Source organism: Chryseobacterium potabilaquae, from assembly GCF_902728265.1.
GTDB classification, from domain to species: Bacteria; Bacteroidota; Bacteroidia; order Flavobacteriales; family Weeksellaceae; genus Chryseobacterium; species Chryseobacterium potabilaquae.
Map to the genome: position 1 here is coordinate 166,749 of NZ_CACVBR010000001.1, position 21,671 is coordinate 188,419.

20 protein-coding genes are annotated in these 21,671 nt (G+C 32.7%); 10 read left to right on the forward strand and 10 right to left on the reverse strand.

Annotated elements, in window-relative coordinates:
- Positions 1-65 precede the first annotated feature (65 nt).
- A complete protein-coding gene (locus CHRY9293_RS00555) occupies positions 66-1,226 on the reverse strand; it encodes a THUMP domain-containing class I SAM-dependent RNA methyltransferase (protein ID WP_162031124.1) in 1,161 nt (386 codons plus the stop codon).
- Between the two features lie 202 nt (positions 1,227-1,428).
- On the opposite strand from CHRY9293_RS00555, the gene CHRY9293_RS00560 reads away from it, so the two are divergent.
- The 3 genes from CHRY9293_RS00560 (at position 1,429) to CHRY9293_RS00570 (ending at position 4,375) form a co-directional block, all read left to right on the forward strand.
- Positions 1,429-2,151, forward strand: coding sequence for a class I SAM-dependent DNA methyltransferase (locus tag CHRY9293_RS00560; protein WP_162031125.1), 723 nt, complete (start codon positions 1,429-1,431; stop codon positions 2,149-2,151).
- A gap of 2 nt (positions 2,152-2,153) precedes the next feature.
- A complete protein-coding gene (locus CHRY9293_RS00565) occupies positions 2,154-2,879 on the forward strand; it encodes a ZIP family metal transporter (protein WP_162031239.1) in 726 nt (241 codons plus the stop codon).
- Between the two features lie 380 nt (positions 2,880-3,259).
- Positions 3,260-4,375 (forward strand): Fic family protein, encoded by a 1,116-nt coding sequence (locus tag CHRY9293_RS00570; protein WP_162031126.1) that lies wholly within the window; start codon positions 3,260-3,262, stop codon positions 4,373-4,375.
- A gap of 214 nt (positions 4,376-4,589) precedes the next feature.
- Here the strand turns inward: CHRY9293_RS00570 and CHRY9293_RS00575 are convergent, their stop codons facing one another.
- A complete protein-coding gene (locus tag CHRY9293_RS00575; RefSeq protein WP_185153182.1) occupies positions 4,590-6,044 on the reverse strand; it encodes an OmpP1/FadL family transporter in 1,455 nt (484 codons plus the stop codon).
- A gap of 29 nt (positions 6,045-6,073) precedes the next feature.
- A complete protein-coding gene (locus CHRY9293_RS00580; RefSeq protein ID WP_162031127.1) occupies positions 6,074-7,114 on the reverse strand; it encodes a prolyl-tRNA synthetase in 1,041 nt (346 codons plus the stop codon).
- A 144-nt stretch (positions 7,115-7,258) separates the two neighbouring features.
- Between CHRY9293_RS00580 and proS the strand changes: the two genes are divergently transcribed.
- The 5 genes from proS to dnaJ all read left to right on the forward strand — a co-directional run bounded on the left by proS (position 7,259) and on the right by dnaJ (position 13,413).
- Positions 7,259-8,734: a proline--tRNA ligase gene (proS, locus tag CHRY9293_RS00585; protein WP_162031128.1), complete on the forward strand. Its 1,476-nt coding sequence runs from the start codon at positions 7,259-7,261 to the stop codon at positions 8,732-8,734.
- A gap of 115 nt (positions 8,735-8,849) precedes the next feature.
- Complete coding sequence (locus tag CHRY9293_RS00590; RefSeq protein WP_162031129.1) at positions 8,850-10,142, forward strand: OmpA family protein; 1,293 nt, start codon at positions 8,850-8,852, stop codon at positions 10,140-10,142.
- Between the two features lie 115 nt (positions 10,143-10,257).
- Complete coding sequence (locus CHRY9293_RS00595) at positions 10,258-11,592, forward strand: Nramp family divalent metal transporter (protein WP_162031130.1); 1,335 nt, start codon at positions 10,258-10,260, stop codon at positions 11,590-11,592.
- Between the two features lie 75 nt (positions 11,593-11,667).
- Positions 11,668-12,204 (forward strand): nucleotide exchange factor GrpE, encoded by a 537-nt coding sequence (locus CHRY9293_RS00600; RefSeq protein WP_122636859.1) that lies wholly within the window; start codon positions 11,668-11,670, stop codon positions 12,202-12,204.
- Positions 12,205-12,285: 81 nt separating this feature from the next.
- A complete protein-coding gene (dnaJ, locus tag CHRY9293_RS00605; RefSeq protein ID WP_122547775.1) occupies positions 12,286-13,413 on the forward strand; it encodes a molecular chaperone DnaJ in 1,128 nt (375 codons plus the stop codon).
- A gap of 71 nt (positions 13,414-13,484) precedes the next feature.
- Here the strand turns inward: dnaJ and CHRY9293_RS00610 are convergent, their stop codons facing one another.
- Together CHRY9293_RS00610 and CHRY9293_RS00615 are read right to left on the reverse strand one after the other, a co-directional pair.
- Positions 13,485-14,414, reverse strand: a complete 930-nt coding sequence (locus tag CHRY9293_RS00610; protein WP_162031131.1) for an acyltransferase family protein — start codon at positions 14,412-14,414, stop codon at positions 13,485-13,487.
- Between the two features lie 65 nt (positions 14,415-14,479).
- A complete protein-coding gene (locus CHRY9293_RS00615) occupies positions 14,480-15,361 on the reverse strand; it encodes a DUF808 domain-containing protein (protein ID WP_162031132.1) in 882 nt (293 codons plus the stop codon).
- A gap of 362 nt (positions 15,362-15,723) precedes the next feature.
- Here CHRY9293_RS00615 and CHRY9293_RS00620 point away from each other — a divergent pair, with 362 nt between their 5' ends.
- Positions 15,724-16,440: an alpha/beta hydrolase gene (locus CHRY9293_RS00620; protein WP_228455430.1), complete on the forward strand. Its 717-nt coding sequence runs from the start codon at positions 15,724-15,726 to the stop codon at positions 16,438-16,440.
- Between the two features lie 13 nt (positions 16,441-16,453).
- Here the strand turns inward: CHRY9293_RS00620 and CHRY9293_RS18925 are convergent, their stop codons facing one another.
- The 3 genes from CHRY9293_RS18925 to prfB form a co-directional block, all read right to left on the reverse strand.
- The gene (locus CHRY9293_RS18925; protein ID WP_394351015.1) at positions 16,454-16,585 is read right to left on the reverse strand and encodes a T9SS type A sorting domain-containing protein; all 132 of its coding nucleotides are present in this window, start codon (positions 16,583-16,585) and stop codon (positions 16,454-16,456) included.
- A gap of 178 nt (positions 16,586-16,763) precedes the next feature.
- Entirely contained in the window at positions 16,764-17,459 is a 696-nt protein-coding gene (locus CHRY9293_RS00630; RefSeq protein WP_122547780.1) for a DedA family protein, read from the reverse strand.
- Between the two features lie 75 nt (positions 17,460-17,534).
- Complete coding sequence (prfB, locus tag CHRY9293_RS00635; RefSeq protein ID WP_162031135.1) at positions 17,535-18,647, reverse strand: peptide chain release factor 2; 1,113 nt, start codon at positions 18,645-18,647, stop codon at positions 17,535-17,537.
- Positions 18,648-18,735: 88 nt separating this feature from the next.
- Here prfB and CHRY9293_RS00640 point away from each other — a divergent pair, with 88 nt between their 5' ends.
- Complete coding sequence (locus tag CHRY9293_RS00640; protein ID WP_122547782.1) at positions 18,736-19,020, forward strand: hypothetical protein; 285 nt, start codon at positions 18,736-18,738, stop codon at positions 19,018-19,020.
- Between the two features lie 29 nt (positions 19,021-19,049).
- On the opposite strand, the gene CHRY9293_RS00645 is transcribed toward CHRY9293_RS00640, so the two are convergent.
- Both CHRY9293_RS00645 and CHRY9293_RS00650 read right to left on the reverse strand, forming a co-directional pair.
- Complete coding sequence (locus tag CHRY9293_RS00645; RefSeq protein ID WP_162031136.1) at positions 19,050-20,168, reverse strand: NAD(P)/FAD-dependent oxidoreductase; 1,119 nt, start codon at positions 20,166-20,168, stop codon at positions 19,050-19,052.
- Positions 20,169-20,230: 62 nt separating this feature from the next.
- On the reverse strand, positions 20,231-21,592 hold the full coding sequence (locus CHRY9293_RS00650) for an ATP-binding protein (protein ID WP_162031137.1): 1,362 nt from the start codon (positions 21,590-21,592) through the stop codon (positions 20,231-20,233).
- Positions 21,593-21,671 lie beyond the last annotated feature (79 nt).

A 21,671-nucleotide genomic window follows, 5' to 3' on the forward strand; every position in this document is an offset into this window, starting at 1 on the left:
CTATTTATTATTCAAATTATAATCCCATCTCACTCACAAAAGAACTAGATGGGATTATAATTTGATTAACCTTCAATCTTATGGACTTTCTTAGTTCCCTCATACATTTCATATTGTAAAAATCTCGTCTCCAATTTGCCATTGAAAAGTTTAATTTTTCGCGAAGGACGAAGACCAATCTTTTTTACAGCCTCCAGATCAGATGAAATAAGCCAAGCTAAAGTATTGGGATAATGAGTTTTGAAAGTATCTCCTATTTTTTTATAAAAATCATCATCATTAATAGAAATTCTCTCATCATAAGGCGGATTGAAAACCATCAATAAAGGAAAAAGTTCTTTTTTAGAATCAAAGAAATTTTGTTTTTTTACTTCGATGACATCTTCCATTTCAGCGGCTTCGATATTTATTCTCGCTGCATTCAGCATTCTTGCATCAATGTCATATCCGACAATTTTCCCATTAAATTCTTTAACCCGATTGATTCTAAATTCCTTAATTTTTGAAAATAACTCCGCATCATAATTGTTCCAGTTCTGGAAAGCAAACCTTCTTCTAAAAATCTGAGCAGGAAGATCCATCGCTATCATGGCTGCTTCTATAAGTAATGTTCCTGAACCACACATAGGATCAAGAAAATTTCCTTTTCCATCCCATCCCGCAAGTTGAAGCATTCCACTTGCCAGCACTTCATTAATAGGAGCCTGTCCTTGTTCCTTTCTATATCCTCTTTTAAATAAAGGATCACCAGATGAATCCATAGAAATTGTAACCAACTCCCTATCAATATGCAAATGAAATTTTATCTCAGGGTTTTTCGTTTCTATATTCGGACGCTTTTTGAATTTATCTTGGAAATAATCTACAATAGCATCTTTCATTTTCAAGGTAACAAACTGAGAATGTTTGAATGTCTCTGAATTGACAGTTGCATCTATAGCAAAAGTCTGATCTACATCTAAAAACTGTTCCCAAGCAAATTGTGAAAGTTTATTATAAAACTGATGCTGGTTAAAAGCTTTGAACTCAAAAACAGGAATTAATATTTTAAGAGCCGTTCTTAATGAGTAATTGATTTTATAAAGAAAGCCAAGATCTCCTTCACAATTAACGGCACGATTTTTAACCTCCACTTTTCTTCCTCCTAATTTTTTGATTTCCTCCGCTAATATTTGCTCAAGTCCAAAAAATGTTTTTATTTGAATTTGTAAATTTTCTGTATCCATATAGTCATGTTAAATAAAAGAACAATTGAAAAACAAACCCTTAATTTCTTCATTTTAGAAAAATAAGATATCAATAGATAGTGTTAAAATTGTTTTTTTCTATTATTGTATTTTAATCAGTAAATCTCTTAAAACTAAACATTTATTACATTTAAAAGAGAATACTTCTTTTTAAGACCACAAATTTAGTTATTTTTGCATTATGGAATGGTTTGAATCTTGGTTTGATACCCCTTATTATCATTTGCTTTATAGTAACAGAGACTATACAGAGGCAGAAAACTTTATCACTAAACTTACTTCTGAGCTACAACTTCCACCCTCATCCAAGATTATCGATTTGGCATGTGGTAAAGGAAGACATTCTGTTTTTCTAAATAAATTGGGATACGATGTATTAGGATTAGATCTCTCAAGACAAAGTATTGAGTATGATAAACAATTTGAAAATCAAACTCTTATTTTTGATGTTCATGATATGAGAAATCCTATCGATACAGATCCTATTGATGCTGTTTTCAATTTGTTTACAAGTTTTGGATATTTTGATGATGAAAATGATGATAAAAAAGTTTTCCAATCCGTATACGATGCTCTAAAACCTGGAGGATACTTTGTACTAGACTATCTTAATGAAGAATATGTGAGAAAAAATATTACTTCTGAAACTATTATTACTCGTGAAGGGATAGATTTTCAAATCACCAAAAAAATTGAAGGAAGACATATCATCAAAGATATCCGTTTCAATGCGGAAGGAAAATCTTTCCACTTCTTTGAAAAAGTAAAACTTCACACCCTAAATGCCATCCAGTCTTACGCAACAGAATGTGGATTTGAAAGACTAAAAATTTGGGGAGACTATCAGTTAAATGATTTTAATGAAACTTCTTCTCGTTGCATCAATTTATTTAAGAAAAAATAATGATTACAGTACTATTACTGATATTTAGCGTCATTGCGGGAGTTCTCCTTGGAAAATATTTCGGAAAAAAAGAAAAATTAGCCAAAAACTTATTGATTTTAAGTGCCGGTTTTTTGATCACCATTTGTTTGAATGAAGTATTCCCTCAAGTTTATACGTCAGAAATAAGTCATAATTTAGGAATTTTTGTTATTGCAGGAGTTCTTTTGCAAATGATTCTTGAAGCGCTTACAAAAGGTTTTGAGCATGGCCATTTTCATCATCATAATGAACATAATATTCTGCCGGTAGCTTTAATGGTAGGTTTATTTATTCATGCATTCATTGAAGGAATTCCTTTAGCCAGTGAAGAACATACGTTTTCTCCTTACCTTTTAGGAATTGTATTTCATAACATTCCTATCTCTTTCATTTTAGGAGCGTTTTTATTCAATCGACAAGAAGGACACAAAACACCTTCCTATCCTTCATTACTAATTATTGCATTATTTGCTTTAGCGTCACCAATGGGTATGTTATTAGGAAATTATTTTGATCCCAATCTGCAGCCCTATTTCTTAGCTATTGTAGGAGGTATCTTTTTGCATATTTCCTCAGTAATTATATTTGAAAGTAATAAAAATCATAATATTGATTGGATTAAAATAGGATTGGTTATTTTGGGAGTTTCTTTAGCATTAATTATGCATTTGTTCCATTATCATCCTACAGGTACTCATCTTCATTAGACTTAATTTCAACTTAATAGAAACTACTCTATATCTTAAAACTAATCGTGTTTACGATTAAGTACAATTTTTAAAGCCATTAAGAAACCAAAGGTTTTGATTTCCGTTTTAGACAAAATTCAGAAAACAAATATTCTTGTATTCAGATCTTGAAAACAAAAAGGCTATATTTTGTTTTTCTCACCTATTGAAAGTAAAAATGTTTATTTACAATTTTCAAAAAAACATTTGAGTTCATTTTTCTACAAAATATTGTAATCAAGATATTTTGATTTCCATTTTCGAAATCAAAATATCTTGATTACAATATCTACTTAATTTCGGAAATCAAATGACGCTGTATACTTTTTTTATATATTTTTGTAAACAAATAAAATGAAATGGAGTTTAATTTAGATAATTCTGTAAATTATCATTACGATCAATTTCCACCCAATAATATTAATTATGATTTTTTTATACAAGAGTTAATCAGTGCAACAGATACTTTAGCTCGATTTGACCAAATGATTAAAAACTTACATAATAGCGAATTATTGTTAGCGCCTCTTCGAAATCAGGAAGCAGTTTTATCTTCTAGAATAGAAGGAACAATAAGTACAATAGATGAAATTTTACAATATGAAGCAGATAATGAAGGGGGACTTTCAGAAAATGCAAGAGCAGATGTAATAGAAACAATTTTATACCAAAGAGCTTTAAAAAATGCCCAATTGGCTTTAGAAGAGGGATATAATTTTTCGCTTAGTTTCATCAAACAGATGCATCAGCAATTATTATTTTCGGGAAGAGGAGCAACAAAGGCACCTGGAGAATTTAAAAAAGAACAAAACTTTCTAGCAGATCGTTCTGCTAAAAAGATCCAATTTATCCCTATAAGTCCCGAAAAACTAAATGATGGTCTATCCGAACTAGTAAATTATATAGAAAACGATTCTTCCCCTTCATTGATAAAAACTGGTATAGCCCACATTGAATTTGAAGCATTACACCCTTTTCAGGACGGTAATGGAAGAATTGGGAGAATGATCATAACACTTTTATTATGGAAATCCGGCGTCCTATCACAGCCCCATTTTTATATCAGCGGCTATTTCGAAGAACATAAAGAGGAATACATAGAAGCCATGAGAAATGTATCCAAAAATAATGATTGGAACACATGGATAAAGTTCTTCCTCACCGCAGTACAAAAACAAGCCACTAAAAATTTGGAAATTGCAGAACGCATTAAAAATTTGTATGAAGAAATGAAAATAACATTCACTGACTTACTTTCTTCTAAATGGAGTGTTGTCATTCTTGACTTTATTTTTACCAACCCTGTTTTTAGGAATAATAAACTCGTTAGTACTACACAAATTCCTGCTGCTACCGCAACGGTAGTGATTAAAAAATTAATAGACAGAGAATATTTAGTGCAAAAAGAGGCCGCCTCAGGAAGGAGACCAGCACTTTATTCGTTTGAACCACTAATGAAGTTAGTAAGAGTATAAATAAAATTACTAATCTAGCTCTAAAAGATAGATTATCATAATTTTATTTTGAATTTCTGAAAGGCAGTATTCCTGCTAAATGAATATATTTGATCAATCAATAATCATAGATATAACAATCCTGTTTTTAATTGAAAACTAAAAAAAAACAAAAACTCCGAATAATCATCCGGAGTTTTATTTATCTCATTACTTAATTACATTTGGATGACCATTAAAATTTCCAACCCAATGTAATAAAGAAATTATTAAAAGTATTTTTCACATCAGATACTGCGTAGCTTTCATTCACTACATCAAAACTACCTGAGCTATATCCAGTAGCGAAGTATTGTGTAGGATTACCATTATCTACAATAACTTTTCCATATAAAAACGGATTATTATATGTTGAACTGATATTCTGGTAAGAGGCATCAATATAAAAACCTCCAAAATCATATCCTAAACCTAATCCAAAAGTATTTCTTTGTCCTAATGTCCAGTTATTATAATTACTAGACCCTACTGTTCCATTATTTGCGTAAGCATTTACAGACCCTGAATCAAATGGACTCGTAGCATAAGAATATCCTCCTCTTAATCTGAAACCTTGGATTCTATACTCTGCTCCTACTCTTACTTCAGAAAGGTTTTTATAATTATCCTTAAAGAAACCATTTAATTCTCTATCAACATCTGCATCCTCACTGTATTTAGGTTTAGTAAGTCCCAATGTATAATCCACATTTAAAGCAAAGTTTTTATTGGGCACAAATGCTCCACTGAATGTTGCTTTCATAGGAGATCTAAAATTGATGCTTTCACCAAAAACATCAGAAACCATAGAGCTCTGACTATTTAATCCATATTCATTATACAGTCTATCAATTCTCCACCAAGTAGGTGTTTCAAGAGTTGCTCCCAATCTAAACTCCTTACTTACTTTTCCAATCACACCAAAGGAAGCCGAAAATCCATTAGATTTTTCAGTATATGGTGTATATTGTTTATCATAAGAACTCACTGAATTATCCAAATCCAATCCAAAAGCGGCCGTATCATGCTGTTCTACATCAGCATAATGAAAGTTTAAACCGGCTCCTAAATAAAGAAAATTTTCATAGTTGGCTCCTACCCCAATATTCATTTTAGATTGAGTTCCATATCTATTATACGCATGTCCCAAATAGGTTAGATTGCCTGTAACCGGGTTATTATTAGTATCTATTAAGCTTTTTGAAATAACTATATTTCCATTTCCGGGAGATTCTACATAGTTTTCAATAGACTGATTAGAAAAGTTTACCCCTACATTCAGAAACTTCCATCCACTATCGGACATCAATTGAAAAGCAGCAACGCCTCCTACATTTCCAAGATCAACCCTATTAATATTATAATTAATAGAAGAACCCGCTAAAGAGCTTCTATTTTTATTATTGGTAATAGATAACGTCCCTGAAACATCACCGGAAATGGCAACTCCTATACCCGCTGGGTTTGTCAATAAAGAACTAGCGTCTCCACCTAAGGCTCCATTAGAACCTGCCATAGCATTAAACTTGGAAGAACCTGTCATTGGTGTATTGGAATATACATCAATGGAGTTCCTTAACACCGATATATCTTGAGCCTGAGCAAAAAATGCTGCAGAAACACTCATTAATACTAAAGATTTTTTTAACATTTTTTAATAGTTATTATATGTTTTCTTGATTATCTTCCTCCTCTAAAACCGCCACCGGATCTAAAACCGCCGCCGGACGATGAACCTCCTGATCTGAAACCTCCACCACTATTAAATCCTCCTGATGATCTGAAACCACCACTGTCATTACTTCTGAATCCTGAATCATTTCTAAAAGATCCATTATATCTTGGTTGGCTATAATTAGGTCTTGGTTGAGAATTCATATTAGGGTTATTATTTCTAAATCCCCTACCTCCATTATATGTATTTCCTTGCATACTTTGTGGATTGTTACTTCTGAACCCACCATTGGTTGGGTTATTTCTGAATCCATTATTATTTGTATTATTTCTGAATCCACCATTGGATGTATTACTAGTTCTAAACGTAGAGTTATTCATATTGTTTCTAAATCCAGAAGATGAATTGGATGATCCGAAACTTCCGTTATAGCTGTTATATCTTCCATCTACACCTCTTCTTTTATAAGGAACAGCATAACCTCCGCCCCAGAACGGACCATAGTATCCGCCCCAATAAGGTGAATATCCACCCCAGCCCCAAGAGCCGCCCCAGCCAAAGTTCCAACCGCCCCAGCCCCAGGAACCACCCCAGCCCCAAGACAATCCAAGTCCCATTCCCCAACCGCTATTCCAACCCCAATATGGGCTATAGCCTCCATACAAACCATACCCCCAAGAATTGTCATAATAGTTGGTTACGTTTCCTGAAAAGTTTCCCCAGTCAGAATTGGTTGCATTGGTATTCAAATTATAATCATTCCAACCGCTATATCTATTACTTTGATCTTTGGAATTTTGTTCTGCATTTTGAATTACATTCGAACCTTGGTAATAATCATAATATTCCCCTACTCTATTTCCATCGTCATTAATGATTACTCCTTGAGGTAAAGTGTCTTTATTAGGATCATAATAAACCCCATCCGTCTCGCTGTATCCTCCTACTTGGGCGGTACAAGACATCAGCAATAATCCGCCCGATATAACTAAAACACCCTTAGATTTTAGTTGATCAAACAAATTTTTATGTATATTTTTTTTCATGATAACGTAAAGAATTTATATTTAAATTATATTTGCAAACTGTACCAAAAATGTACCAAAAAACTGGTACAAAATCTATTAAAAATAGATTTTTTATTTTTAGATTACAATAATAGTCAAAAGTTAAAAAAAATTAAAAAAATAATGGCAAAATTAACCTCAAGAAGTGAAGATTACAGCAAGTGGTATAATGAGTTAGTGGTAAAAGCTGACTTAGCTGAAAACTCAGGAGTAAGAGGATGCATGGTAATTAAACCATACGGCTACGCAATCTGGGAAAAAATGCGTGATGAAATGGACAAAAGATTCAAAGAAACGGGTCACGTTAATGCTTATTTTCCTCTTTTTGTACCCAAAAGCTTATTTGAGGCAGAAGAAAAAAATGCGGAAGGTTTCGCAAAAGAATGTGCCGTAGTAACCCATTACAGACTAAAAACCGATCCAAATAATCCTCATAAACTCATTGTAGATCCTGACGCAAAATTGGAAGAGGAATTAATCGTTCGTCCTACTTCTGAAGCCATTATTTGGAATACTTATAAAAATTGGATCCAATCTTATAGAGATTTACCTATACTAATCAATCAATGGGCCAATGTAGTTCGTTGGGAAATGAGAACACGTTTGTTCCTCAGAACTGCAGAATTTTTATGGCAAGAAGGGCATACCGCTCATGCCACAAAAGACGAAGCTATTGAAGAAGCTGAAAAAATGAATGATGTATATGCTGATTTTGCAGAAAACTTCATGGCTATTCCTGTAATAAAAGGATTGAAAACCCCATCAGAAAGGTTTGCAGGGGCAGATGAAACGTATTGTATTGAAGCTTTAATGCAAGACGGAAAAGCCCTTCAAGCAGGGACTTCTCATTTCTTAGGTCAAAATTTCGCAAAAGCATTTGATGTAAAATTCACCAATAAAGAAGGTAAAATTGAACATGCTTGGGCTACTTCTTGGGGAACTTCTACCCGTTTAATGGGAGCTTTGATTATGACTCACTCAGATGATTTTGGACTCGTATTACCTCCAACTTTAGCTCCGATCCAGGTGGTTATTGTTCCTATATTTAAAGGAGAGGAACAACTGAACCAAATTAGTGAAGTAGCTTTAGACATTCAAGCTAAATTGAAAGCCAAAGGAATTTCTGTAAAATTTGATAATGATACTCAAAACAAACCAGGTTGGAAGTTTGCTGAATATGAATTAAAAGGAGTGCCCGTAAGAATAGCTATTGGACCAAAAGATTTAGAAAACAAATCTGTTGAAATAGCGAGAAGAGATAACCTTACAAAAGAGGCCCGATCTATTGAAGGATTAGATTCTTATATCGAAGAACTATTAAAAACCATTCAGAAGGACATTTATAATAAGGCATTCGATTTCAGAAAAAACAATATTACTAAAGTTGATACCTATGAAGAATTTAAAAAAGTTCTTGAAGAGAAGGGCGGCTTTATTTATGCACACTGGGATGGAACTGCTGAAGAAGAAGAGCAAATAAAGGATGAAACCAAGGCAACAATCAGATGTATTCCTCTTGATGAGGATATGGAAGAAGGAATTTCTTTAATTTCAGGGAAACCATCTAAAAGGAGAGTTTTGTTTGCTAAAGCCTATTAATTTTTTCAAAAATTAATATTTCCATAATGTTTTAATTAAAACTCTTGAAAAAATAAGGTGTTTTGATGAATTTTTGTTTAAATTTATACAACATTAATCTCAAAACATCTTACTTATGTCTTTACACGTCATTGATTTAATTAAAGAGCAATTAGGTCCTGCTTTAGTATCACAAGCCTCCTCTCAATTTGGAGAAAGTGAATCTGGTATTTCTAAAGCTATTGGTGGATTATTACCAATAATAATCGGTGGATTGGCAAACAATCCTAATAATCCTACCGTTTTAGAAGCTATTGTCACTTCTCGATCTAGTGGGATTTTAGGAAATTTATTAGGCGGATCTTCTAATAACTCCATGATATCAAATGTATTGTCTACTATTTTTGGTAACAAAATCAATGGATTGGTAAATACAATAGCCTCCTATGCTGGAGTCAATAATAATTCGGCCAGCTCTCTAATGAACTTAGTAACAGGAGCGACTATAGGTTCTATTGGAAAATATGCTACTGATAATAATTTAGAAGCATCTGGTATTTCCAAACTATTAGATGACCAAAAAGGTATCGTATCTTCATTATTACCTGCGGGACTTACCTTAGGAGATTTAAATATGGGAGATTGGGCCAAAGGATATAAATTCGATCATGATACCATAAAAGCGTCATCCCAGGAACAACCTATAGAAATTACAAGAAGTACTACTCCTACAGGAACTTATCCTGATAGAAATAATGAAAGCGGAGGCTCAATCTGGAAATGGTTGCTTCCGCTTTTACTGTTAATTGCAGCAGGTTATTTCCTTTGGAAACAATGGAAGAAAACAGAAACAACGACAACTATGGCTGCTACTACGGATTCTACAGGAAAGAAAACAGATTCTGCAGTTATTACTCATACAAATCATGATATGGATACATCTACAACTGGAAAAGTAGATGAAAATATTGATTTAAATGGAACCTCTCTTAAAGGATACAAAGGTGGAATGGAAGACCAAATGATCACTTTTTTAAAGTCTAATGGTTACAAAAATGCTAAAGATGATACTATGCTAAAGGATAAATGGTATGATTTTGACCATGTAAACTTTAAAATGGGAAGCTCCTCAGAATTAGAAACAGGTTCTCAGGGACAGCTAGATAATTTAGTAGCCATCTTAAAAGCTTATCCAGATGCCAAAATTAAGATTGGAGGATACACGGATAAAACAGGTGATGAAGCTACCAACGTAAAAATATCTAAAGCTCGAGCTACTTTTATAAAAGATTGGTTGTCTAAGGCAGGTGTTGGCGGACAGGTTTTAGATGCTGAAGGATATGGAAGTCAATTTGCTAAAGTGGATGCTAAAGCATCAGATGCAGAAAGAGCTACTGACCGTAAAATGTCCATAAGATTCTCAAAATAAAAACTTTTACATATTCATATTATTCAAATCCCGAAAATCAGTATCGGGATTTTTTTGTGCAATCACTTTGTTTTTATATTTATTTAATTAAATTTGTTAGTCATTTCTAACATTTATGAGCTTTAATATAAAAAACGCATGGCGAAAAGATAAAACATTGCATTCATTACCTGAAGTGTATTCATCAATAAAAGTACCTCGCAAAGCAACATTTTGGAGGAAGTATCTTGCATTTGCAGGCCCAGGATTGATGATAGCTGTAGGATATATGGATCCTGGAAACTGGGCTACTGATATAGCCGGGGGTGCTCAATTTGGATACACACTACTCTCCGTTATTTTAATTTCAAATATTTTTGCAATGGTATTGCAACATCTTTCAGTAAAATTAGGAGTTGTGGCAGAAAGAGATTTAGCCCAAGCATGTCGAGATCATTTCAACCCTACTACCAATTTCATTCTTTGGGTATTTTGCGAAATTGCTATTGCTGCTTGCGATCTTGCGGAGGTTATAGGTTCTGCCATTGCACTTAATTTATTATTTCATATTCCTTTAACCTGGGGAATTGTGATTACAACGATTGATGTCTTGATTATTCTTCTTCTCCAAGCAAAAGGGTTTCGTTGGATTGAAAGTATTGTAGGAGGATTAATTTTTGTTATTCTTGCTTGCTTCATTTATGAAATTGTAATTTCAAAGCCTGCTTTTAATGAAATTTTAGGAGGGTTAATTCCTCAAAAAGAAATCATTCAAAATCCAACTATGCTCTATATCGCCATTGGAATCCTGGGTGCGACTGTAATGCCTCACAACCTGTATTTACATAGCAGCATTGTACAAACCAGAGATTATGCGCGTGACAAAGAGGGAAAAAAAGAAGCCATTAAGTTTGCTACTCTAGATAGTACAGTATCATTAATGTTAGCATTCTTCATTAATGCAGCCATTTTAATCTTAGCAGCCGCTACATTTCACACTACCGGAAATGAACATGTTGCGGATATTCATGATGCATATAAAATGTTGACTCCTATTTTAGGAGCTTCCATGGCAAGTATTGCATTTGCTATTGCTTTATTAGCTTCCGGACAAAATTCTACCCTTACAGGCACACTTGCCGGACAAATTGTAATGGAGGGATTTCTAAATATTCGATTAAAACCTTGGCTAAGACGATTAATAACCAGATTAATTGCAGTGATTCCGGCATTGATTGTAACCATTATATATGGTGAAAAAGGAACCACAGAATTATTAGTATTAAGTCAAGTTATTTTATCTATGCAATTGAGTTTTGCAGTGGTGCCCTTAGTTATGTTTACCAACGACAAAGCCAAGATGGGTGAATTTGTCAACAAACCTTTTATGAAAATATGCGTGTGGGCAATCTCAATAATTATTATTACCCTCAATCTTTACCTATTATATCAAACCTTTACAGAAAATTAATTTTCTGCCTTAATGTCCTACATTTTCTATTTGGCAGAATCTTTGTCAAAATATAAAGAAAATAAATATTGAATTATGGAAAACCAGGATATTAACGAAGATAGCATCAATAATCAGGAAAAAAACAATATTCAGGAGGAAGCATATTCTGAACCTCATGTGACAACTTCACCTTCTGCTGAGGAACTTTTGGCAGAAGAAAAAGATCGTTATATTAGATTATATGCCGAATTCGAAAACTATAAAAAGAGAACTTCTAAAGAAAAAATGGAATTTTTCCAATATGCAAATCAAGATATGATGGTTTCTATGCTTGGTGTATTGGATGATTTTGAAAGAGCTTTAAAAGAAATTGCGAAAAATGGAAATCCAGCTGATTTACAAGGTGTTGAATTAATTTATCAAAAATTCAAAAACAAGCTTGTTGAAAAAGGATTGAAAACTATGGAGGTAAATGCCGGAGATAACTTTAATGTTGACTTTCATGAAGCGATCACACAAATTCCTTCGCCATCAGAAGACTTGAAAGGTAAAATTGTAGATGTCATTGAAACCGGTTATACTTTAAACGATAAAGTAATCCGTTTTGCAAAAGTAGTAACAGGAAATTAATAATAAATGAGAACTAGATGTATCTACTGTACATTGTAAAAACATTTAGTTTCATTTATCAATCATCAATTAAAGAAAGTCATGTCAAAAAGAGACTATTACGAAGTTCTTGAGGTAAGCAAATCCTCATCTTCCGACGAAATAAAGAAAGCATACCGTAAAATGGCCATTAAGTATCATCCTGATAAAAATCCGGGCGATAAAGCGGCTGAGGAAAAATTCAAAGAAGCAGCTGAAGCTTATGAAATATTAAGTGATGAGCAAAAACGAGCAAGATATGATCAGTTCGGCCATGCAGGAATGAGTGGAAACGGCGGCTTTGGTGGCGGTGGTTTTGGTGGCGGAATGAATATGGAAGATATTTTCAGTCAATTTGGAGATATTTTTGGAGGACATTTCGGAGGAGGTTTCGGTGGCGGCTTCGGAGGAGGTGGACGTCAGCAAATAAAAGGTTCTAATCTGAGAATCAGAATCAAACTGAACCTCGATGAAATGGTGAACGGAACTCAGAAAACCATTAAAGTAAAAAAGATGAAGATGGCAGAAGGAGCCACTTCAAAAACCTGTCCTACATGTAATGGATCTGGTGTTCAATTAAAAGTGATGAATACCATGTTTGGGCAAATGCAAACTCAAACAACCTGTAGTACTTGTCAAGGAATTGGAAAGGTTGCTGATAAAATCCCTGCTGGTGCCAATGCACAAGGCCTCATCAAAGATGAAGAAGAAGTATCTATTAATATTCCTGCGGGTGCAAGAGATGGAATTCAGCTGAATGTAAGAGGAAAAGGAAATGATGCTCCTTTCGGAGGTATTCCAGGTGACCTTTTGGTAATCATTGAAGAAGAAATTGACAAAGTAATTAAAAGAGAAGGTGACAATCTTCACCAAGAGTTGTATATTTCTTTCGCAGAAGCTGCTTTAGGAACTAAAAAAGAAGTTTCTACGGTCGGTGGTAAAGTAAAAATCACCGTTGATCCAGGAACGCAATCCGGAAAAATCTTAAGATTAGCAGGAAAAGGACTTCCTAGTATTGATAGTTATGGAAAAGGTGATATGTTTATTCATATTAATGTATGGACGCCACAAAAACTAACAAAAGAGCAAAAAGACTTTTTTGAAGCACAGATGTCCAGTGGAGAAATGGTAGCGGAACCTTCCGGAAAAGAAAAAACTTTCTTCGATAAAGTAAAGGACTTATTCAATTAAATATATTATAAGAGGCTATTTTAAAAAGCCTCTTTTTATTTGCATAGACCTTACCATAGTGAATTCAAAGTTTACAGCAAATATTTTATTCTTTTATTTATATAGACCAAAATACAACTTACACTTAGTAACGTTATAATAAAAATTTCATTTTCAAATGCTCTGATATAAGCATACGAAGATTTAAAAATGAAATGCATGAGCAACGGATGTATCAAATAAATGGCTGTAGAGATATTGGCTAACATTCTAGAATCTGTTTTTATCGTGATATTTTTACAATATAAAAACAATAATGGACAAGCCCACATTAAAGAAAGTAAGATATCCACACTTTCTTTTTTATTCAAATTAAGAACTTTATAATTTAAAAAAGCTTCAAAAATTACCAAACATATCGAGACTAGCACTAGCCAAAGTGAAGGTTTAACAGCGGCATCCAGATTAAGCTTTTTAATAAGAAAACCAATTCCTAAAAAGGGAAAGCAAACAAACAGAAAGTTTCTATACGTTGGAAATATATTTAATACTATATCAACCTCTCCTACAAAATAATGTGAGTTTGCTAAAAACTGTATACTATATCCACAAATGAATAAACCTACAATACTTATCCCTAGTATTTTGGCATCTATATTTTTTAATAAGTATAATAAAATCCCTGAGAAAAAAATCCCTATTAAATACCATAGATGATGATACCCAAAAAGAATATTCAGTAGATAATGATCATCTTCTTTCCAAAGCGGAATATAGATAATTGACCAAATCAAATACAATAAAAGAATTCTTATGGACCATTTTTTGAATTTATGAAAAGTATCTACATAATAGAAATAATAGCCCGTAATGATTAAAAAAATAGGCACGCCTATTCTAAAAAGCCCATTTACCAAGACATAACTTAGCTCCGGGTGAGAAACTTTTAAAACATGCATATGCAAAAAAACGACAAAAAATGCCATTATAATTTTCAATACATCAATCGATAAGTTTCTCATAGCTCATAAAAAAGCTTATAAATATTATGGGGAATATAATGTATAAGCATCCATACAATAAAAGTTTATCTTCGAGTAGCTAAAGAATAAATTTTCTTGCTTAAAGTAAATAATATCACCGCTAATAATCCACCAATTACCCCAAAAGTAAATTCTTTAAGGATTGATGGCCAAGTAGGAAGCAAATGATGAATATACTCAATATTATGAACAAAAATACCTCCTGAAACAAGAATTAAAGCAACCGTTCCCACTACTCCTAACAACTTAATCACAAAAGGTAATGCCATTACTAATAAATGCCCTAACTTAGAAAAGAATCCTTTATCATTACTTTTTTTAATCAGTTTAAAACCGGCATCATCCATTCTTACGATAAGTGCCACAATACCATATACCCCCACAGTGGCAAGGAATGCTACAAAAGTTACTGTAATAATTTGTGTTAATAATGGGTGCTCTTGCTGGATTACCGTTCCTAATGCAATGATTACAATTTCTATTGAAAGAATAAAATCCGTCATAATAGCTGATTTTATTTTTGCCTTTTCGGAGTCTTCTGCATTTTCCTCTTTCACACTCTCCTCTACTACTTCATGGCCTTTCCTGGAACGATGAAACAAAAACTCAATTACTTTTTCAACCCCTTCAAATGCAAGGTAAAGACCACCTAAAATTAGAATGTATTGTATAGCTAAAGGAAAAAATGCATTGAGCAAAAATGCTATCGGGAGGATAATCAATTTATTAATAAATGAACCTTTTGTAATCGCCCATAAAACCGGCAATTCCCTGGAAGAAAGAAATCCAGTTGCTTTTTCAGCATTTACAGCCAGATCATCTCCTAAAATCCCTGCTGTTTTTTGAGTTGCTAACTTACTCGTTACTGCAACATCATCCATTAAAGCTGCAATATCATCTAGGATTGCAAAAAAGCCTGACGCCATGTTTTTAATATTTTTTTAATGTATGTTAAGCTGGACAAAAATAATTATTTAATTCGACTTTCAAATTGTAGTTACCCTATAATTTTAATTTTATACCGATTAAAGTTATAAAATGATATTACTGAGAATAAAAAGTAAAAGCTTCTGATACTGAGATAAGTCACATTATAAGCTTTTGCCTTTATATTAATTTTATGTACATTTAACCTGTGAAAAAGCTAATCATTAAATACCATTTTTTTATTTTAGGATGTATTGGCTTTATTTTAAATTCTTGCCATTCAAAATTCAGAATTTGGATAGGGCCTAATAAGGAACAAAAAATATACAATTTAAAATATGGTGAAGATAAAAAGCAAAAAATGGATATTTTTCTTCCTTCCAGCTATAATAAAACTTCGCCTACAGTGATTATTGTTCATGGAGGAGCTTGGAAATATGGAAGGAAAGAACAAATGATTCATGTCCAGAAAATGCTATTCAAAAATAATATTCCAAGTATAAATATCAACTATCGATTAGTTTCCGGATCCAAAAAAATCACTTATAGAGAACAGCTAGACGATATTGCTGCAGCTATTAGAAAATTTAATTCTTTAGCAGATAAAGCAGAATTAGAACCGGATAATTATATTCTTCTTGGGGAAAGTGCGGGCGGACATTTAGCATTACTCTATGGATATCAACATCCAGAACAAATTAAAAAAATTATTTCGATGAGTGGGCCCACGGATTTTTATTCCAAAGAATATCTAAATTCATTTTATTCAAAATACACTTCCCCTACCCTTCAAAAAGTGGTAGGTACAAAATTTAACCGACAGCATCTTTCGGATGAATTTAAAAAAGCAAGCCCTATTGCTAACATTTCCCATGTCCCTACTTTGATTTTTCAAGGTAATAAAGACTTCTTGGTGAATAAACGTCAAGGGTTAGCTTTAGATTCGGTTTTAACAGCTCATCATATTCCTCACCAATTGGTATTTATGAAAAATACAGGGCATACTCCTCGCTTTTTTAGCAAAAGAAAAAGGGATAGTATTATCTATCCCAATATACTGAAGTGGATTAAAAATTAGACTCCAATTCAATCTACTTAATAAACTTCTTGCTTACTGTTTCATTTTCTGTTTCTATTGAAATCACATAATTTCCCTTTTCCACGAAAGAAAGATTAATTTCTTGCTGATTTCCTTTCAATGAAACAGATGATGTATTTGAAATTACAGACTACAGGTAACCAGCAAGATTAAAGTAAAATTTTTTCCCATTTTGTAAAGATTGTGCTATACTAAAAAATATGTAATACAATTTAATCTCCTACTAACCTATCATCAAAAAATTAAATAAAAAAACCTTCTGAGAAGAAGGTTTTTTTATTTAATTTTTATTATTTCTTTTTTTATTCAGAATCGTGATTTTCATATTTAGAAAAATCATTTTTTTTCCCGAATAAAAACTTAAAGATCACAGGTAAAGTAGTAACCAATACAATGACGATAATAATTAATTCTAATTTCTTTTTTAGATCAATCCCAAACTGTTGAATGAACAATTTATCAAGATAATGTCCCGCAAAAATAAGTAAGAATGACCAAAGAATAGCTCCAATAATATTATCTCTTAAAAACTCTTTTTTATCCATTTTTACAATTCCTGCCACAATAGGAGTAAAAGTTCTTACAACAGGTAAAAACCTTGCCATAATAACGGCTAAAGCACCATGTTTTTCAAAAAAGTCATGAGCTTGATAGAGATATTTCTTTTTGAATAACATCGTATCTTGCCTTTTGTATAATGTAGGACCTGTTTTTACTCCAAAATAATACCCTACTTCGTTACCAATAATAGCTGCAAGAGAAACACTCGATGCTAAAATAGTAGTATCTAGCAGCTCACTTCCTGTAGAGCCAAACGTTTCTCTCATAATATCAACAGCATAAATTCCTGAAACAAAAAGCAGAGAATCTCCTGGCAAAAAAAAGCCAACAAAAAGTCCTGTCTCAGCAAAAATAATGAATAAAATGAGCCAAAACCCACCTAATTTTATATAAAACTCAGGGTTTAATAAATCCTTCCAACTATTGAAATCTTCCATTACGTTTTAATAAGAAACAAAAATAAGTCTAATATGTCTGAAAATGAAATTAATTATAAGTTTTTAACAAATATTTTACAGTTCCATATCATCATCGGAAGCGGCTGTTCCATCGGCCATTAGGAATGCCTTTAGAAATGGAGTAATATTTCCATTCATCACAGAATCCACATCGGAAGTTTCATAGGCAGAGCGTACATCTTTTACGAGTTTATACGGATGCATCACATAATTTCTAATCTGGCTTCCCCACTCAATTTTCATTTTATTCGCTTCAATTTCATTACGAGCCCGCATGCGTTCCTCAAGTTCCATTTCATATAATCTTGAACGAAGCAACTGCATTGCTTTTTCCTTATTTTGAAGTTGCGAACGTGATTCTGAGTTTTCAATAATAATTCCGGTAGGAGCGTGACGAAGACGAACTGCTGTTTCCACTTTATTTACATTCTGTCCCCCTGCTCCGGATGATCTCATTGTTTCAAAACTAATATCGGCAGGGTTTATATTAATTTCAATTGTATCATCCACCAACGGATACACATACACGGAAACAAAACTTGTATGACGTTTCGCATTACTATCAAAAGGAGAGATCCTTACCAATCTATGAACTCCATTTTCTCCTTTCAAATAGCCAAAAGCATATTCACCGTCAATTTCTAATGTAACGGTTTTCACTCCTGCCACGTCACCTTCTTGGAAATTGAGTTCGCGGATTTTGTACCCTTGTTTTTCTGCCCACATTGTATACATTCTCATTAGCATAGATGCCCAATCACAACTTTCTGTTCCTCCGGCTCCAGCTGTAATCTGAAGCACTGCAGAAAGCTCATCACCTTCATTTGAAAGCATATTTTTAAATTCTAAATCCTCTATCTTTTCAATCAATTGAGGGAATGTCTCATCCAACTCTTTTTCTGAATCCGGATCTTCTTTTGCGAATTCTACTAACACCTGCAAATCTTCAAACTGGCCATTAATTTCTTCATAATCTTCTACCCATTTTTTCTTGGAACGAAGTTGTTTGAGAAAGGTTTCTGCTTCTTTAGGATTATCCCAAAATTCAGGAGCTGCCGTTTTCTCATCATCATTGGCAATTTCTATCTTCTTTTTTTCAATTTGAAGATATTTATATAAGTCTTGAATTCTTAATTGAATTTCTTTGATTTGATCGTTACTAATCACTAATTTCTATTTTTTGCAAAAATAAGCATAAATTAATTTGAATGTTTAGCTATATTTATATTAATCAAAACTAAAACCAAAAATACAAATGGACATATTAATGAATGAATACAATAGTAATTTCAATGACTTAAAAAGGCTGATCATTCTGATGGAGTTAGTTCCGGACTTTTCTAAAAGTCAATTTGAAATTTTGACAGAAAAAATTCTAAAACTTTTGGAATCTGGGGCTTATTCAGAAAAGATAAAGAAAATCATTGAAAACGAATTAATTGTAAACTATGGGCTTTATTCTGATGAATTTGATGCTCCTGCAATTACCAATAACATTATGAAATGGTGGATGGATAATAACCAAAAGCCCCTTGCTTAAGTAAGCTTTGAGGGTTTCAGAGTATTAATTTAATCCTGGCCATACACCATACTTGACATAACCTCCCCTATTTCGGGAGCTAGAGCGACACCCATCCCCGATAATCGGACAGCACAAAACTGTCTGGTTGAAATTTTTTTTACGATTGGAGTTTTTTCTGCCCCCATTGCCATAATCCCTGACCAACGAAGAGCAATTATAAAATCTTGGTCAGGTAATATTATCTCTTTTAAAAATTTTTCCAAATGATTTTGTAAAAATCCTGTGGTCGCCAATAGGGTTGTTTCTTCTGTTTTAAAATCCTTATTTCTTCCTCCTCCCAATAATACGCGATTTCCTACATTTCGAAAATAATAAAATCCTTCTTCATAATGAAAGGTACCTTTTAACCTAAGTCCCTCAATAGGTTCCGTAAGTATAATTTGTCCTCTTGCTGGAATAATCTCTTCTTCTTTCAAAAATTCAGTACTAAAAGCATTGGTACAATAAATTAATTTTTCTCCCTTGATAGAAACTCCTTTTGGGAGATGAACTTCAATATCATTATCATGTTCAACTACAGATTTCACTTCCATTCCAAAAAGGAATTCTATTTTTAATTCTTGAGATTTTTCCAGTAATTTCTGCAATAACTTTCCAGAATGAAGACTTCCCTCACAGGGATTTTCAATTAAAAAGTCACATTTATTTAATCCAAACTCTTTAATTTTATTTTGATTTAAGAAATAAGTTTCGGGGATACCTGTAATAGATTTCAATTTTTCATTGACCTCATCCATCATTCCCAAAGAATGGTCGCTATCAAGAATTTCAAACCCCCCACTCAATTCAAAATCAATATCACTTCGATGAAAATAATTTTGAATTTTTTGAAGCCCCCGAAATCTCATTTCCACTAATTCTAATGTTTTATCCCATCCCATTTTCTGAGAATCGGCTATTACTTCGGTCAAACTTCCAAAGCATGCAAAACCTGCATTTCGGGTTGAAGCTCCTAACGGAATGGAATTTCTTTCAATAATTAAAACTGATTTTTCAGGATATTTTTCTTTGATGGAAATTGCCGTCCAAAGTCCTGTAAATCCACTTCCTATAATAATAACATTTCGATTTCTATAAAATGTTTCAAGCTCCCAAATACTATTCATTGGTAATAGTTTAGTACGTAAAAATGATGGTAAATTTTAATTTCCAAATGGTAAGTTATCCACTACTCATTATTTCCTTTCTCTTCATCTTCATTATGATGAAAACCAATCGCTCTTCGAGGTTCTTCTACTATTTTATATGCATCCAATTCATTTTTAAGAGCTTTCACTCTATATTGAAACTGATCAAAGTTATTAATAACCACATCTTCCAAAAACCGCGATACTTGTTCCAGATATTCTTCGGTGAGCTTTCCCGCAGCATCCCTTAAGGCTCCATGCAAAAGATTTTGATCAATCTTAATATCTTCATTTCTTGTTCTTTGGTATACATTTTTAATACGCTTTTTTAGGCTCTGGGTAAAGTCAATGATCATTGTATTACTAAAAGCTTTCATCTGAGAAGAGACTTCATGCCAAAAAGGTACTTGATCAGCTTTATTATTTTTAAGTATTTTATATAATAATGAATCATTTTCAAGGCCTCTACTCATTCCATATAAAATAATTTCGGCTCTTTCAGCAACATTGGGTGGAAAAATAGGAATTATTACATCAAATCTTCCGGGAGCAAGAATTTCCTCGTCTACTTCAGCCACAGAATTGGCAGATCCTATCATCAAAAGATCTTCCTTTTCAAACTTTCCTATATAATGAAGAATAATTTCCTGTGTTTCTAGATTACAAGAAGCCACATTGGTTTCTGCTGTTCTCTCCATCATAATTTCATCAAAATCATCCAAAAAAAGAAGAACCTTATCTTCGTTCATCATAGTAACTAGAAAATCATTGAAATTGGTTTTATTTCCGTCTACAAAGGAGGTTCCAAGATAATGTTTTTTAACCTCTTTAAATTGATAACCAATTATTTCAGCAATTTTATTAGCCCAAAAAATCTTACCACTTCCTGGTGGACCATATAGAATTATCCCGGCCGGTTTATTGATTCCCCAATCTTTAATTTGTTGTGGATTTAAAAAAGGTTCCAATACTCCGGAAATGTAAAAAAAAAGATCTCTATATCCGATAAAGTCCCTATATTGAAGACTCGTTTTGTGCCCAAAATAATCATATACGAATTGATAATTACCGCCTAATTTATTATCAATTCCATAACTCGAAATCGAAGAACGAAAAAAACCATTATCAAAAATATTAGGATTTATATCTTTAATAGCCTTTTCTACTTTTTCTTTAGGTTGATTAATAGTTTCTGCAATCTGTTCCAGGGTTTTGTTTTTATCAAGATCCTTCTCATATAGCTTTAAAAAATCGACATTTTCGCGTGCAAATTTTTCAAAATCTTTTTTTACTTCAAAATTAGTACTCATACAATCAACCAAATCAAGGTCAAAATCTTGTATAAATTGCTTCATAGTTTCTACTGATACATGTAATTCCTTTGATAAATCAACTAATTTCATAACGAATGATTAATTCTATAAATTTACTATATTTTAAAATAAAGTCAAGATGAATTCATTATTTTAGCACTATTTTTCA